Here is a 15,770-nt window from a genome sequence, read left to right as displayed (position 1 = left end):
GTAAAATGCCCAGCCTGCAGTACTTGATAATTAATCCAGAGCGCCTGTTGTGAGCCTCGTGCTTTCACACTGAACGCGCCATAACATCCACCATCTACAGACGATCCAGACGGAATACATGAATCAAGAACGGATACTACATGAACTGAGACAGGGCGCGAGCGCCTGGAACCAGTGGCGCAAAAAAGGCGCACCAGCCACCATCAATTTAGACGGTGTTGAATTAACAGCAATGGATTTGAGCCATTACGATCTTTCCAAAGTGTCGTTACGTAATGCCACTATTACCCACTGCGTGTTTAAACAGGCGGACTTAATTTGGGCCAATTGTGATAGCTCGCAGTTGCAGCACAATGATTTTTCACAGGCAAAATTAATTGCGACCAATTTAACCCGCTGCGATTTAAGTTATTCACAGTTGCGCCTTGCAAATTTACTCACTGCGAACACCACAAATGCCACTTTAGAGCACATTGATTTTCGCGGTCAGGACATTAGCGGTTTAATGCTGCGCGATGTTTCGTTAGCTGGCAGTAATTTGGAAGGCCAACAGTTGGCGCGTGTGGATTTAACCAACACCGATTTAACCGGTGCCAATTTGCGCGGTGCGGATTTATCCGGTGCTTTGTTGGTTGGTGCCTGTTTACAGGATTGCGATCTACAAGATGCCAATTTAACGGGCGCACAATGTAAATCAGTCAATTTAGCCGGCGTAAGTTTACGCGGGATGGATTTGAACAAAGTCGATTTTACTAATGCCGATCTCAGTAATTGCGATTTGCGCGAAGCAAACTTAGCCAAAGCAAAATTAATTAATACCCAGCTCAGTGGTGCCAAGCTCTGGAACGCCAATATGGCCAATTGGGTAATTAATAATATTCGTTGCACCCACAGTTTTTGGGATAAATCCGCAAAACAAAAAACAACGTATCGGCCCCATGAATTTGAGCGTATTTTTGCCGAGGCAATTACTATTGAATTGCGTTACCCCTATCGCCTGGCGGATCATGAATTGGCCACCTTGCCTATTTTTATCGAGCATTTGGCGGCAGTGCATTGGGGTACTATTTTGCGTTTGAAATCCATCAGTGATGTGGCTGGTGGCGCGCTGGTTAAATTTGTGGTGGAGGAGGTGGGTAGTCACAACCCCACGGAATTAAAAAACCAATTGCAGGCAGAAGCAGAGCGTATTCAATTGGCGCAGCTAATGTTGCGCAACAATACCCAGTTACATTTTCAACTCAAAGAAAAAGTTGCGGCGATTCGCGAAGAATTTTGGCCGCGCTTATTGGAATTGGCGGTAGATCATGAACACGAGCAGGTGCGAAACCTCACCATTTTGTTTATGGATCTCAAAGGGTTTTCCAAATGGTCGGATGGTGAACTCTCGGAAAAGTTGTCGCTGTTTCGCGGTTTGGTAAAACCCATCCTGAAAAAATTCGCCGCTGGGCACCCGAACATGGAGGGGGACTCATTGCGCGTCACCTTTAAAAATGCCACCGCCGGTCTATCCTGCGCGTGCATGATCCGCAACGTATTGCGTGCCGCTGGTTTTGAGCTGCGCATTGGTGTTGAGTTGGGTGAAGTGTTAGTGGTGCACAACGAAGTGACCGATATTCCCGATTTGGAAGGCGTCGCTGTGAGCATGGCGGCGCGTATGGAAGCTGCGGCTGAACCGGGCGAGGTATTGGTGAGCCAGCGCGTGCGCCACTACGCCGAGCGCAGTGAATTATTTGAATTCACCCCACGTCGTGTACCCTTGAAAAAATCCATAGGCGCAATTGCGCAGGGTGAGTACATTGAGTGCTTTGCCGTTGAGGCGATTAAAAACCTGCAGGAAGCTATAAGCTGAAATGAGCTTGTTCGTCGAAAAAATCACCGCCTTGCGCGGTGATTTTTTATTACAGCCAGCCCGATTTTTTAAACCGGTAATACAAGTACACACAAATTACCGAGACAATGCCCAATGACACCGGATAGCCGTATTTCCATTTTAGTTCCGGCATGTGCTCAAAGTTCATCCCCCAGATACCTACAAATGCAGTGGCTACTGCAAATATGGCGGCCCAGGCGGCGAGACGTTTATTTACTTCACTTTCGTCGATGCTCACCATGGATAAGTTCACCTGAATGGCAGTGCCTATAGTGTCGCGGATGGCATCGATAGACGTATTGATACGGTAAAGGTGATCGTGTACATCGCGGAAATAATCTTTGGTATTGGCAACAATGGGCGGCACTCGTCCACCATCCAATTTGCCTACGGCTTCCATGAGTGGTGCCACTGCGTGTTTTAAAATGGTTACTTTCCGTTTTAATTCATACAGCCGCTCGATGTTGGTACGTTGGGAGCCTTTGGTAAATATTTGGTCTTCAATCGTTTCCAATTCGGTTTCAAATGCGACGACTATCGGAAAGTAGCGATCTACTACGGCATCCATCAAGGCATAAAATACAAATGCCGAACCCTGCACAAGGTGATGCTGCTCGCGCTCGCAACGGGCGCGCACCCCGAGAAAACCTTGTTGGGTACGGTTGCGGGTAGAGAGCACATAATTTTCACCGACAAATACATCCACTTCGCCAACATTTAATTCACCGTCAACAAATTCCACAGTGTGCATCACCGCAAACAACGAATCGCCATACTCTTCAATTTTAGGACGTTGATGACCTGTATGGGCATCTTCTACTGCTAGTTCATGCAAGCAAAATTCCTGCTGCATTTGTTGCAATTCCGTAGGCTCTGCATCCTTTAAGGCTACCCATACAAAACAGTCGGTTTTTTTCACATAATCACTTATTTCTTCGACGGGAATACTGCAAAGCTTTTTCCCCTCTTGATAAGCGACGCAGTTGATGAGCATGTGCAATTCTCCGTAAAAAATGCGTGAAATTGATTACCGGGTGTTAAGGTAGTGATAAAACACCTTATCCCTCTCAGGTTGATCGTTTCAATCAGCTTAAGCGTACCGAATCGCTTACAACTTATTCAACAACCTGCTAACCGGAGTTTTTATGAGCACTATCGAAATCCTTTTTCGCCCCTTGAAGATGGGCAGCCTTGAGTTTCCTAATCGCGTCTGGATGGCACCCCTTACTCGCTGCCGCGCCGGTCTTGAACATCAGCCCAATGCACTGATGGCTGAATATTATGCCCAGCGTGCTAGCGCCGGTTTAATCATAGCCGAAGCCACTATGGCGATGGAGGGAAACTCGGCTTTTTGGCAAGAGCCGGGAGTTCACTCGCAGGCCCAGATTGATGGTTGGCGTTTAGTGACCGATGCGGTTCACGCCAAAGGTGGCAGGATCTTCTTGCAAATATGGCATGGCGGTCGCGCTTGTCATCCCGCCCTTAACGATGGAAAACAACCCGTTGCGCCGAGTGCTATTGCGATTGAGGATGAAGTGCATACGCCTGAAGGTAAATTACCCTATACCGAACCGCGCGCCTTAACAGATGACGAATTGCCGGGGATTGTTGCCGGGTTTAAACAAGCGGCGATCAATGCAAAAGCAGCTGGTTTTGATGGCGTAGAGGTGCATGGTGCTAATGGCTATCTGTTGGATCAATTCCTGCGCGATGGTTCGAACAAGCGTAGCGGTGCCTATGGTGGACCGATTGAGAATCGGGCACGTTTGCTGCTGGAAGTGATTGCCGCTGTATGCGAAGTGTGGGATAGCAAGCAGGTTGGTTTGCGTTTGTCGCCCCTCAATAGTTACAACAGCATGATCGACAGCGATCCCATCGCACTTACCACCTGGTTGGCAAAACGTTTGAATGATTTTAATCTCGGGTATTTGCATATGATGCGCGGTGATTTTTTTCAGGCGCAGCAAGGTGATGTTATGACACCGGCGCGTGAGCATTATAAAGGGGTGTTAGTAGGCAATATGGGCTATTCAGCCGACGAAGCCGCGGCGGCCATTGCTGCGGGAAAAGTAGATGCAATTGCATTCGGCGTTCCGTTTCTTGCGAATCCGGATTTACCTGCCCGCTTTAAACTGGGCGCATCGCTCAATGCACCTGACTCATCTACTTTTTATACCGCCGATGCTGTCGGTTATACTGATTACCCGACGATGGCTGATTGATATAGGTAATCAAATCAAAAGAGCCTGCATCAGGTGGGTTCTTTTGAATTTTTCAGGAGTTTTAACATTGCTTAATATGATGAGTGAACACAGCAAAACCAAAACCAGCTTTTATCGCCGGATTTACGTTGCTTATCTGGTGGAACAGGGTATTAACACTGTTCCCAACATTATCGCGGCTACCGGTATGCCTCGGCGCACCGCGCAAGATACCTTCGCCGCGATTCATGAATTGGATATTCAACTGCAAAATACCCACGGTGTTTATTCTATTCAGAGTTGGGGCGCTGTGAATCCGGTGTGGGTAGGTGAGAATATCCAGCACATTAAAAAAGTTCTGAACTATCCTTAAAATTCTAAACTGGCCTTAAAGTTCTAGGCTACCCTCAAGGATTTGGTTCGGCGCGTGTCGCGAGTTGTAAATGATGCGCGTGCCCCGGTAGCCAGCCCAGGATAGTGGGAAATTTACGCAAGAAATGAAAGCTCAAAAAAATCAGTGGTGCTCGCCACCACAAGCCACGCAAGGTGTTTTTTAGTGTTAACTTTTCACAACTGTGTTCAGCGAGGGTAATGAGGTTTTGGTAAAGCTGTTGATTAAACGCTTCATCTTCGATAACAAGATTTGCTTCCAAATTTAATGACAAGCTCAACGGGTCCAAATTGCTCGATCCAATCGTAGCCCAGTGTTCATCCATAACGGCTACTTTGCCATGGAATTGTCGTTTGCAGTACTCATAGATTGTGATGTCTGCACGCAGTAAATAATTGTAAAGTAAACGCGACAACGCACAGGCCAAGGGAACGTCGGATTGGCCCTGCAAAATTAAAATCACTTCTACTTTGCGCCGCGCCGCCCGGCGCAATTCTCGCAATAATCTATAGCCGGGAAAAAAATACGCATTGGCAATAACCAGGCGCTTTTGCGCGGTGCGTGCAGCCAATAAATATTGCCGTTCTATGTCCCGGCGGTGTTGAGCATTATCACGCTGTACTACAATTGCACGGACGCTACCGGCAGCAATTGCACGTAGGCTACCGGCAGCGGGTGACTCGGTGGTCGTGGTGTGTTGAATAGGGTTGTTTTTTTCGTTGTAGCCCGCGGCAGTGACTAACAGATGCATACAGGTTTGGTGAATGTCTGCGACTACCGGGCCTTGTACTGCAACGGCATAATCCTGTTTGGCATCGGGGCCGGAGTTGCTAATGTGATCAAAACAAAAATTGATTCCACCAATAAATGCCAGTTTCTGATCAATGACGATGAGTTTACGATGCAAGCGTCTGAACACGTTCAGGTGCACTCCCCAGCGTTTTGGTTGCGGATTAAATATATGTAACCGCACCCCGGCCGCCATCAGTGCCGCTGTAAAATCCTCAGTTAAATCGCCACTGCCATAACCGTCTATCGTGATATTGACTTTCACTCCCCGTTGCGCAGCCGCTATTAATTCCCGTTGAAGCGTTTGGCCTATACAGTCATCTTTGATAATAAAAGTTTCTAGCAAAATTTCTGTGTGAGCGTTTCGTAGACTTTCAAAGACGCGCGGGAAAAACTCCTCACCATTAATAAGCAGTGTAAGGTCATTACCATCACGCCAATTATTTTTCATAGCTGAATGTCCACCGTCAAAGGCGCATGGTCGGAAAGGTGAGACCAGGGGCGTTGAAATAGAACCTGGGCATTTTTTGTGGTGACATTGCGTACATAAATCCTATCCAAGCAAAGTAACGGCCAACTTGCGGGAAAACTTTTTGCGGGTTGCTGATATTCACTAACGAAGGCTTCATACAAGTTGCACCGCGCCAGAATTTTATCGGCACGCTTGCGCCAATCATTAAAATCGCCAGCGATAATTATAGGTGCCGTTGGTGGGATACGCTCAATCAAATTGCATAACATCTGTAACTGTTGTGTGCGGTAGTGTTCGCGCAGCCCCATGTGTACACAAATTGCATGCACTTCATCGTGGCCCGGAACTTTCAACACTGTATGTAAAATCCCGCGTTGCTCGATTTTGCCTACTGAAACATCCAGATTCTGGAAGCGAATAATTGGATACTTGCTAAGTATTGCGTTGCCGTGATCTCCATGCGGGTATACCGCGTTACGTCCGTAAGAAAACTCTGGCCAAATAGTGTCTGCTAGATATTCATATTGTGATGTCTCGGGCCAAGTAGCGTGGCGCTTTGCTTGTTGTTTATGACTACCGTGCACTTCCTGGAGAAATACAATTTCAGTGGATAGCGAGCGTATCGCCTCACGTAACTCCGGCAAAATAAATCGGTTAAAAGGCGTAAATCCTTTATGCATATTCAGTGTGAGAATGCGCAATTTTTGTATAGCAGGTTTGGTTTGCATTAGTTCGGTTAGGTGTTTTTCCGCAGAGGATAATTTCGGTTCAATAGGCTGCATCGCAATGCTGAGACCTGTGTTAGTTGGTTGGCTATGTTTCTATTTAATTGGAGGCATGAGGTATTTTTATCATTGTGAGGATTTTTTTTCTGTTGGCTCGCGCACATAGCATTTCTCTTATCCTCGGTGGTGCTTCTAGTAATCGAATCTTATTCCGGGTTTGTATATCACAAGGCTATACGTCAATCGTCGATTGCGTGTATCGTAGCTTCTGGTTTAATTCACTGTGTTCAATCTGGGAGGATGTTATATGTCGACTGATTTTTCCTTACGCGATCCACTACCCGGGGTTATGGAGCAGCTTTCACACCGCTGGTCGCCACGCGCTTTTACCAAGACCAGTATCGAACCTGAAGTGCTTGCGCGCATTATTGATGCTGCGCGTTTTGCCCCTTCCTGTTTTAATGCTCAACCCTGGCGCTTTTACACGTCTAACGACTCGACGTTTGCCGATTATCTGGCCTTGCTGGTTGATGCCAACCAAGTCTGGGCTAAAGATGCAGCGGTGATTGGTTTTCTGGCTGCCAAAAAGAATTTTGAACATAACGGCAAACCTAATGCCCATAGCGCTTTTGATTCGGGTGCGGCGTGGATGAGTATGGTATTGCAAGCCCAACAGGAAGGTTTGCATTGCCATGGTATGGCAGGCATCCACAAAGACGCCGCAAGAACATTCTTTACGTTGGATGACAACAGCGAGGAAGTGATTATGGCTTTTGTGATTGGCAAACACGGAAATACAGACGCTTTACCCGAACCGTTGCGTGCAAAAGAGGTTCCTTCGTCGCGCAAAAAATTGGATGAAATCTGGCTGGCAAAATAAGCATTTTTAATCCAGTGTGAGCAGTGGTGTTTTGTTGCCTTTGCCCGTAGTTACACTACACTGTGGGTTGAGTTTATGAGACACCACTAATGAACAGTTTGGAAGTAATAGAGCAAGATGCGTTTATCAGTGCGGCAACCCCGTTACTGAAATTGATTACCCATATCACCGGGCTTAAAACATCTTTTGTAACCACCATTGACTGGCAGGCGCAGCAGCAAACTGTGGTGCTCGCCCAAAATACGGGCAGTTTGCAAGTAGAGTCAGGTTCGCAGGTAGCCTGGACTGACTCTATGTGCCAGCTCATGCTCTCTGAACAGCTTACCGCAACGGCGGAAGTGCAAGTACGGTTCCCCGAAAGTGGTGGAGCGCTTCTGGGGATGCAAAGTTTTGTGGTGCTCCCGATTAAAATTGCCGACCAAATGATTGGTACGCTGTGCGGTGCCAGCGATGACAAAGTTGAACTGAGCAACCATCAAATAGAAAGCCTCAGTTATATTGCCGACGCCCTCGCGCTACAACTAAAACTCATGCTAGATGCGCGCAACGCCGAAGCAAAAGTGGATTCGCTGCGCGATCAAATTGAAAACCTTGCCACGCTTGCCAATACCGATCCCTTAACGGGGTTGCTCAATCGCCGCGCGTTCCAGCATCGCTACGAATTTGCCATCAAACTCAGTCGACGCAACAAACAACCCTTGTCGGTAATGATGATTGATATCGACGACTTTAAACAATTCAACGATGAGTTTGGCCACGAAACTGGCGATACGATTATCAAAATCGTCAGTGACGGGCTTAAACATATCGCGCGCAGCACTGACATCCCTTGTCGTGTCGGCGGTGATGAATTTATTCTTGCCGCCCTGAATACCGACAGCGATGGGTTAAAGTTATTGGCAGAGCGTTTGAGTGGTTACGTAAAACTTCACAGTAATAAATTACAGCGCGCCTGTTCGCTCAGTATCGGTATCGCCTGTTCGCGTCACGGAGCTGGAGAAGAGTTAATTCGTTTCGCCGACGAAGCGCTGTATATGAGCAAAGCCAGCGGACGCGATGCCATTAGTATTTATCAGCCAGATTAATCTTTCTTTTTCATCATAAAAAACGCCATCAAAGCTTCTCTTTAATGGCGTTTTTTATGGTGTAAAAATTAACGAACCTACAACGCTTTCACCCTGAAATAATCCACATCCACAAACGAGCTCTTAGCTTTTCCTAAGGTAAACAGGCCCATTTGTGCACCTACCCAGCGGCCGCGGATGGCGGTAAAGGTTTCGCCTATATTTTTTATGGAGTTAGCAGTTTCCCCGTAGGAAAATTGCACTACACCACCGCGCTCAAGCGTCATACGCAAGTAAATTTTCGCTGATTTGTAAGTGGTGCGGGATAGCAGAGTTTCTTTGCAATTAGCTTCGGCGTTGGTGCAGTTCATTAAGATGAGTTCTTGTCCTGCTTCTGTTTTTTTAATACCAAGCCACTGGTAATCAAAACCATAAACAATCAAACCGGCAGTATCGCCAACGGCTAAATTTTCCAATGCAAGTTTGGTTTCAACTACAAATTCATCGGCGGGTAATTTTTGTAACAAGAGTGATGGTGTATGCCACAGGTTTTGCTGCTGCCTGTAGCCTTCATCATTTACGGCGTATAAACGCAAGGAACCTTTGTTGGCGCTTAATGAATACCAATCACTTTTCCAGTTAGCGTTCCATTGCCACTGAAACCCGAGTTGCTCACTGGAAAATTCATCGGTAGTTGCGGGGTTTTTAATCGCAAAGTTTCCGGCGATGGGCTTTTTATGGCGCAGTACCGGCATGCCGGTGCCGTTGTTATCCGCATCTTTGCCAATTACCGGCCAATCGTTTACCCAGTGCATGGGTTGTAAGTGCACTATGCGACCATAGACGCGCAGTTCCTGAAAATGAAAAAACCAATCGCTACCTTCTGGCGTTTGTACCCAAGCGCCCTGGTGAGGGCCATTCACTGAGGTATAACCCTGTTCCAATACGGTTCTGTGTTCATAGGGGCCATTAATATTTTTTGCGCGAAATACGGATTGCCAGCCATGCTCCACACCACCTGATGGCGCAAACACATAGTAGTAGCCATTGTGTTTATACAGTTTTGGTCCCTCCAGCGTTATGTAGCCGGGAATTTTATTGCCATCAATCACCACTTCACCTTTGTCATCCAACAAGGTTTTTCCATCGGGTGACATTTTGCGCAGTGTCAGCATATTGTTAATGCCTGCACGACTTTTAGCCCAGGCATGCATCAGGTAGGCATTGCCATCCTCGTCCCAGAGTGGGGTGGGGTCGATAACCCCTTTGCCTGCCAACAACAAATGCGGTGCGCTCCAGGGGCCTGCAAAATTCTCCGCAGTCATGACGTAAATACCAAAATCCGGATCTGGGTAAAAAATCCAGAATTTATTGTTGTGATAACGCAAACAGGGCGCCCACACGCCTTTGCCATGTTGTGGTTTGGCAAATACCTCGGCTGGCACTTGTTGGGGCAGCGCGTGGCCCACCAACTCCCAATTCACCATGTCCTCCGATTGCAGTAGTGGCAGCCCCGGAGAGTTGTTAAAGCTGGAGGAGGTCATGTAATAGCGCTTGCCGACCCGAATCACATCAGGGTCGGAATAATCGGCATGAATCAGCGGATTTTTGTAAAAACCATTGCCTAAATCCGCCTGCCAGGGCGAGTTGGCTGCAGAGGTCAGAGTGTTGGTAGCGGTTGTGTTGCAGCCGAGCAGGCCAGCCGTTAACAGGCAACTGGTATAAAAAGCGAGGCGCTGAATAAGCGATTTGTTCATCGGTTTACCTTTTGTGGTTTTATCTTTGGGATTTTTTTTGCCGATAAAAACATTATCCGTATGTAAAAGTGTTGGTTGTTGCCCTCTCTATTATTTCGGGTCTTTTGATGAATCTGACGACAAAATCCCTTGCTATTTCGACTTAGCATACTAGATATAAATTATGGTCACAATTACCATAATGTCATATGGTTTAACTAACCATATGTGGTGAGAGATAAAAACAATAAGCAGTTTTGAGTTAGGCAAAGGTTATTTTCGGTATTACCTGGCTGTTTCCGCACCTCAGGTGAGGGATCAACCGCCCCAATGGCACCATCAGGCTGATAAAAGCCAGTTTCCCTCAACCCGGCAGCAGTAGGCCGGCATGTTAATCAGGCCAATCAGCGCTTGAGGGTCAGGTTTTTTTCAAATTTCCGGTGCGACTAATAACAACGTTAACTTTGAGGTAAGGAAAATGACTATTAATAATCCCTGTAAATATCTGTTCGCGCTGTGTGTGATCTTGTTGGCTATGCAGAGCAATGCGGTCGTGATTGATACACGTTATGAACAAGTGGATAGCAATCTGTGGACGATGGATTTAACGATTCACAATGATCAGCCCGATCAATTCATTCATGAATTCACGGTATTTTTTGCCCCCGAGCTTTTTGCCGATCTGACAATTGTTGCCAGCCCTTTCACTTGGGATAGTTTGGTGGTGCAGCCAGATGCGCTATTGGGTGATGGTTTTTTGGATAGTTATTCATTCACCGGTCTAGCATTTGGCGATGCACTGTCCGGTTTCAAAATTGCGTTTAGTTACGCAGGCTTTGACGCACCCGGAGCGCTCGATTTTTTAGTCTATGACGCTGATTTTAGTCCGCTTGGCGAAGGCCAAACACGCGTTGTGACCCAGGCTGTTCCTGAATCCTCCACTTTGATGTTGTTATTGCTCGGTTGTATGGCATTAGCGCTTACCAGAAAAAGTAAGCAGCTAGCGACAGTCATTGTTTAGCTTATGGCCTTCAACAATAAACAATAATGTGTGAGGAAATTCTGATGAAAATGTTTAATAAAATTATTTGTAGTTCTATTTTCAGGTATGTATGGGCAGCGATTTTTGGTGTCGTGCTCGCCGCTACTGGATCAGTTAGTGCCAGTGAAGTGGTTGATATCAATGTTACGTCGCTAATAAAAGTGAGCGAAACCCGCATCAATCGTACTGAATACGATTATGTGTTTAAGCTCGCACTGAGCAATGGTGAAGTGCCATTAAAAAACGCGGCGCAAAAATTAATAGCAGCGGGGCAGGGCACTCAAATTATTGATGGCGACGTTGCAATCGGCAACTTAACACCGCATCAAACCATCACCAGTAGCGATACCATCACCATCAGGCACAATCGCAGTCATCCTTTTAATCAATCATCAATGGTTTGGCAGGCGAGCGGCGAAGTTTTTTATAGCCTCAATACAATTGCGCGTGCGTTTCCTGGTGCGGAAGGATTTGGTGCAAAAACAACGGGTGGGCGCGGCGGCGATATTTATTACGTGACAAGTTTGGCGGATACCGATACCCCCGGCACTTTGCGCTATGCCGTAAACAGAACCGGTAAGCGCACTATTTTATTTGCGGTAAGTGGTTATATTCAGCTCACTAAAAATTTGGAAATCGTCAATGGGGATGTGAGTATTCTCGGGCAAACTGCGCCGGGGGATGGCATTACGTTGCGCGGTGCAGCACTCCGGATTAAAGAAGGTACTAATAATGTGGTGATTCGTTTTATCCGCTCGCGCCCCGGTCAGGTGCCGCAAGAAGTGGATGCGCTGGATGGGCGTTATTTGAATAATATTATCGTAGATCACAGCAGTTTCAGTTGGGCAATAGATGAAACTGCATCGCTTTATGCCAGCAACAATGTGACCTTTCAATGGAATATTGTGAGCGAAAGTTTAAATAATTCCGGGCATGAAAAAGGGTCACATGGTTATGGTGGTAACTGGGGCGGTGTGAATACCAGTTTTCACCACAATATGTTAGCTCATCATAAAAGCCGTAATCCACGTATCGATGGTATTTTGGATAAATGGACTGCGAATAAAACGATTCCGAGTGTGGATGGCGTAGCGGACATTCGCAACAATATTATCTATAACAATGTGCAATATCCTCCTTACGGCGCTGAAGGGCGCGATGTGCAATTTATTAATAACTATTACAAGCCGGGCCCGGCGACGGTTGCGTCCGGCGTGAAAAATTTTATTGTATTAGCGAGCGGCCGTCGCCCACTGTATGAAGAAGATCGCACCGCCACCTTGAATGATTACAATGCACAATTAGCAGCAGGCACACTCGATCCGAAATTTCTGGTAAATGGTGCGGTAGCAAAACCGGTTGGGCGTGTTTTTGTGGAGGGCAATTTCTTACAGGGTAATCCGCAGGTCACTACCAACAATGTAGACGGTGTGCGTTACGATGATGCAAGTTTAAAAGAGTTAATCATTCAATCCACCGCCTTTGTGATGGCAGATCACGCCAAGGTAAATACCCATTCGCCGGATGATGCGTTTGGTCTGGTGGTGCAATCCTCCGGTGCGAGTCTGCGTCGCGATGCTATCGACAGCCGTGTGGTAAGTGATGTTGTTAATGGTACCGGCACTAATGGTGCATCGGGCAACGGCATTATTGATTCACCAAATGATGTTGGCGGTTACCCCACGTTAAATTCTGCAGCTGCGCCTTTGGATACCGACCTTGATGGTATGCCGGATGCGTGGGAATTAGCGAATGGATTAAATCCGCACAGTGCTGCCGACAATTGGGAAATGTTTACTGACTTGCACGGGCTGTATCCCGAAGTAAAGGGTTTGTACAGCAATGCCGAAGTTTATTGGTATAGCCTGGTAAAACACATTCCTGGTGCTGGCGTGGAGGCGGCGGTTTATATTCCTTCCAGTTCATCGAGTTCATCTATTGCTTCCAGTGCAGAGTTTTTATCTTCACTTGCATCGCTTTCTTCCAGTAGCGCAAGCAGCGCTGTGATAGTGCCCGTGAGTTCATCGTCCAGCAGTGTTGCCAGCAGCAGCGCACAATCCAGTATTGCCACAGTGTTTAGCTGCCCGGCAACTGGCCTTTATTTTTGCGATGATTTTTCCGGTGGATTAAATACTGCTAACTGGGATGTGAAAGCTGCTGCAAATAATGTCGCGCCTCAAGCCAATGGTGTGTTCGATATTTATGAAGAGCAGGGCAATAAAAGTCTACGTTTTACCGCTAGCAGTAGCGGTGGTGTTTTGTTGCTGTTGAATCAATCAGTAATGAATAGCATTCCCTCGGCAGATTATTTTATCGAGGCAAAAATTCGCCCACGTACCAACAGCACCACCAGTGATAAGCATCTGTATATGTTGGCGCGGTATGTGGATGATAACAATTGGTACGGCGGCGGTTTAAATGTACAAAATGCTACTACCAGCACCCGTGTGGAAAATGCCAAACGCATTAATGGTGCTGTCACGCAAATGACGCGGTTTAACACCCCTATTGAACAGGCAATTCGTTTTGATTCTTGTGGCAGTAATTGCGGTGGCCAGTGGTACACCGTGCGTTATGAATTGACCGGCAATCAGCATGTAATTTATTTAAATGGCGAAAAAGTCGGTAGCAACTTTACCGACGCTACCTATAGCGGAAAAGGTTTTATAGGTTTGTATACCAAAAATAAATCCTTTGAAATTGACGATATAAAAATCGGTAATGCCAATGACAAACCACCGCAATTAAATATTTCTCCCGCCGCGGTCAGTTATGCCAGCGAAGTAAACAACGCGCCCTATGTGGTCATGGTGAGCGCCAAAAAGCCAGACCTGAGTGAAGATGAATTTTCGGTAGTGAGTAGCGATACTAACGTAGTAGCAATTAATCGCTCGGGCAATCAGGTAAATTTGGTGCCGGTAGGTGCGGGTAGTGCAACTATTACTTTTATCAGTAACAGTGAACCAAATTTAACACGCAGTATTATTGCCAGTATTGCGCCGCAATTTGTGCAATCGCCCACTGTGTATAACTTGAATGGTTTAACACAACCTGCGGTGAATGCCGTGGAATCGCAGGTGGATGGAAAATTGCGCATCACCTTTGATTCGCCGCCAACTCTTGCATCTGCAGGTTCGATTCGTATTTATAAGCTCAGTGATGACTCGGTAGTGGATACCATCAAGTTGGTGGATGAAAAGCTCTATATAGGTTCAGATCCAACCCGCTTGCGTACCATCAATGCGCCGTTGGTGGAAGTGGAGGGCAACAGCCTTTATATCACTCCCCACAAAACACTGGATTACGGCACCAGTTATTACGTCAGTATCAGCCCGGGTGCAATTACTAATGCAGCGATTGGTGGTCTCGTATTTGATGGCTTGGGCAAAGCCGCCGGTTGGATTTTTACCACCAAACCAAACGCACCCAGCGGTACGGTGATCACGGTGGATGATGATGCACCTGCCGATTTCAGCACGCTGCAAGGCGCGCTGAATTATGTAATGGCAAATATTCCAATCAATACTGAAACGCAAATCCACATTAAAAATGGAATCTATGAAGAGCCGTTATTGCTGCGCAATAAAAACAACCTGACGATTAGCGGTGAATCGCAACAGGGTGTACAAATCCGCTATAAAAATAACAATACACTCAACCCAGGTGCGGGTGGTACCGGCACTGCCGACGGCGCTTTGGGTGGCCGCGCGGTTTGGTTAATTGAATCGGTGGATAATTTAGTGCTTGAACATTTCACGCTCACTAACACCACGTTGATTGGTGAGGGCGGCCAAGCGGAAACTATTTATTTTAATAGCGACCAAGGGCGTTTAATTGGCAAGTACATCAGTTTAATCAGCGAGCAGGACACAATTTCGCTCAAAGGTTATAACTGGTTCTATCGTTCATTAATTGCTGGCAATGTGGATTTTATTTGGGGTGGTAATCGTGTGTCGCTGTTTGAAGAAAGCGAAATTCGTTCACTCGGTGATTCCCGTGGCAATGGTGGCGGAGGGTATGTACTACAAGCGCGCACACCTACGGTAAACGATAAAGGTTATGTGTTTTTAAACTCCAACTTTACTCGTGGCCCCGGCCCACTTGGGCACAACATTCCCGATGGGCAATCTGTGATTGGGCGCACCGGTGGTAGCAGCAGTTTCGACAGCATCGCGTTAATTAACTGCAAAGTGGATGCGCACATTAAAAGTAATGCGTTTACCGATACACCTTCGGTTGTGGGTTCGGCAAACTCCGGGTTGCGTCAGTTCAATACACAAACACTGAGTGGTTCGCCGTTAGACATAAGTGGCTGGACACATTTTTACTCGTTGACTGAGGAGGAGGTGATGAGCGATTACAGCAGCCGCGCCGCTATTTTCAGTAATTTTGGTAATGGCAGCGGGTGGAATCCCCAACCTTAATATTTACGCTTCACAACAAACGTGTCGAAAAAGGAGCCAGTAATTGGCTCCTTTTTTGTTGATCCGCTTTGTTCCTGTTGCGCGGCTCTCTGTACCTCATTATCAGGTGAGCTCAAGCTGAATGATTTGTATGCCATACAGATAATGTTATATTATAACGTTTTATTGGTATG

General features: G+C 46.7%; 11 protein-coding genes. 7 read left to right on the top strand and 4 right to left on the bottom strand.

Annotated features, from left to right (window positions below):
• The first annotated feature begins 118 nt into the window (after nt 1-118).
• The gene (locus D0B88_RS16275; RefSeq protein ID WP_151058460.1) at nt 119-1,852 is read left to right on the top strand and encodes a pentapeptide repeat-containing protein; all 1,734 of its coding nucleotides are present in this window, start codon (nt 119-121) and stop codon (nt 1,850-1,852) included.
• A 49-nt stretch (nt 1,853-1,901) separates the two neighbouring features.
• On the opposite strand, the gene corA is transcribed toward D0B88_RS16275, so the two are convergent.
• Nucleotides 1,902-2,867 (bottom strand): magnesium/cobalt transporter CorA, encoded by a 966-nt coding sequence (gene corA / locus D0B88_RS16270; protein ID WP_007643712.1) that lies wholly within the window; start codon nt 2,865-2,867, stop codon nt 1,902-1,904.
• A gap of 151 nt (nt 2,868-3,018) precedes the next feature.
• Between corA and D0B88_RS16265 the strand changes: the two genes are divergently transcribed.
• Complete coding sequence (locus tag D0B88_RS16265) at nt 3,019-4,095, top strand: alkene reductase (protein ID WP_225318416.1); 1,077 nt, start codon at nt 3,019-3,021, stop codon at nt 4,093-4,095.
• Between the two features lie 76 nt (nt 4,096-4,171).
• Nucleotides 4,172-4,447 (top strand): helix-turn-helix domain-containing protein, encoded by a 276-nt coding sequence (locus tag D0B88_RS16260; RefSeq protein ID WP_007643708.1) that lies wholly within the window; start codon nt 4,172-4,174, stop codon nt 4,445-4,447.
• Nucleotides 4,448-4,481: 34 nt separating this feature from the next.
• Here D0B88_RS16260 and clsB read toward each other — a convergent pair whose 3' ends face one another.
• Together clsB and D0B88_RS16250 are read right to left on the bottom strand one after the other, a co-directional pair.
• Nucleotides 4,482-5,705: a cardiolipin synthase ClsB gene (clsB, locus tag D0B88_RS16255; RefSeq protein WP_151058458.1), complete on the bottom strand. Its 1,224-nt coding sequence runs from the start codon at nt 5,703-5,705 to the stop codon at nt 4,482-4,484.
• Nucleotides 5,702-6,406, bottom strand: coding sequence for an endonuclease/exonuclease/phosphatase family protein (locus D0B88_RS16250; RefSeq protein ID WP_370452460.1), 705 nt, complete (start codon nt 6,404-6,406; stop codon nt 5,702-5,704). Before D0B88_RS16250 ends, clsB begins: the two co-directional genes overlap by 4 nt.
• A gap of 352 nt (nt 6,407-6,758) precedes the next feature.
• On the opposite strand from D0B88_RS16250, the gene D0B88_RS16245 reads away from it, so the two are divergent.
• Together D0B88_RS16245 and D0B88_RS16240 are read left to right on the top strand one after the other, a co-directional pair.
• Nucleotides 6,759-7,331, top strand: coding sequence for a nitroreductase family protein (locus tag D0B88_RS16245; protein WP_151058456.1), 573 nt, complete (start codon nt 6,759-6,761; stop codon nt 7,329-7,331).
• Nucleotides 7,332-7,420: 89 nt separating this feature from the next.
• Complete coding sequence (locus tag D0B88_RS16240; protein ID WP_151058454.1) at nt 7,421-8,416, top strand: sensor domain-containing diguanylate cyclase; 996 nt, start codon at nt 7,421-7,423, stop codon at nt 8,414-8,416.
• Between the two features lie 77 nt (nt 8,417-8,493).
• Here D0B88_RS16240 and D0B88_RS16235 read toward each other — a convergent pair whose 3' ends face one another.
• Entirely contained in the window at nt 8,494-10,152 is a 1,659-nt protein-coding gene (locus D0B88_RS16235) for a glycoside hydrolase 43 family protein (RefSeq protein WP_151058452.1), read from the bottom strand.
• Between the two features lie 457 nt (nt 10,153-10,609).
• On the opposite strand from D0B88_RS16235, the gene D0B88_RS16230 reads away from it, so the two are divergent.
• The gene (locus D0B88_RS16230; RefSeq protein ID WP_151058450.1) at nt 10,610-11,152 is read left to right on the top strand and encodes a PEP-CTERM sorting domain-containing protein; all 543 of its coding nucleotides are present in this window, start codon (nt 10,610-10,612) and stop codon (nt 11,150-11,152) included.
• Between the two features lie 44 nt (nt 11,153-11,196).
• The gene (locus tag D0B88_RS16225) at nt 11,197-15,597 is read left to right on the top strand and encodes a pectinesterase family protein (protein WP_151058448.1); all 4,401 of its coding nucleotides are present in this window, start codon (nt 11,197-11,199) and stop codon (nt 15,595-15,597) included.
• Nucleotides 15,598-15,770: the final 173 nt, after the last annotated feature.

It is taken from the genome of Cellvibrio sp. KY-YJ-3 (genome assembly GCF_008806955.1).
Classification (GTDB): domain Bacteria; phylum Pseudomonadota; class Gammaproteobacteria; order Pseudomonadales; family Cellvibrionaceae; genus Cellvibrio.
This window is presented reverse-complemented; position numbering and strand designations above follow the sequence as displayed.

Coding starts and splice junctions, on each gene's coding strand:
- D0B88_RS16275 (WP_151058460.1), top strand. CDS start 119: ATGAATCAAGAACGGATACTACATGAACTGAGACAGGGCGCGAGCGCC.
- corA (WP_007643712.1), bottom strand. CDS start 2,867: ATGCTCATCAACTGCGTCGCTTATCAAGAGGGGAAAAAGCTTTGCAGT.
- D0B88_RS16265 (WP_225318416.1), top strand. CDS start 3,019: ATGAGCACTATCGAAATCCTTTTTCGCCCCTTGAAGATGGGCAGCCTT.
- D0B88_RS16260 (WP_007643708.1), top strand. CDS start 4,172: ATGATGAGTGAACACAGCAAAACCAAAACCAGCTTTTATCGCCGGATT.
- clsB (WP_151058458.1), bottom strand. CDS start 5,705: ATGAAAAATAATTGGCGTGATGGTAATGACCTTACACTGCTTATTAAT.
- D0B88_RS16250 (WP_370452460.1), bottom strand. CDS start 6,406: ATGCATAAAGGATTTACGCCTTTTAACCGATTTATTTTGCCGGAGTTA.
- D0B88_RS16245 (WP_151058456.1), top strand. CDS start 6,759: ATGTCGACTGATTTTTCCTTACGCGATCCACTACCCGGGGTTATGGAG.
- D0B88_RS16240 (WP_151058454.1), top strand. CDS start 7,421: ATGAACAGTTTGGAAGTAATAGAGCAAGATGCGTTTATCAGTGCGGCA.
- D0B88_RS16235 (WP_151058452.1), bottom strand. CDS start 10,152: ATGAACAAATCGCTTATTCAGCGCCTCGCTTTTTATACCAGTTGCCTG.
- D0B88_RS16230 (WP_151058450.1), top strand. CDS start 10,610: ATGACTATTAATAATCCCTGTAAATATCTGTTCGCGCTGTGTGTGATC.
- D0B88_RS16225 (WP_151058448.1), top strand. CDS start 11,197: ATGAAAATGTTTAATAAAATTATTTGTAGTTCTATTTTCAGGTATGTA.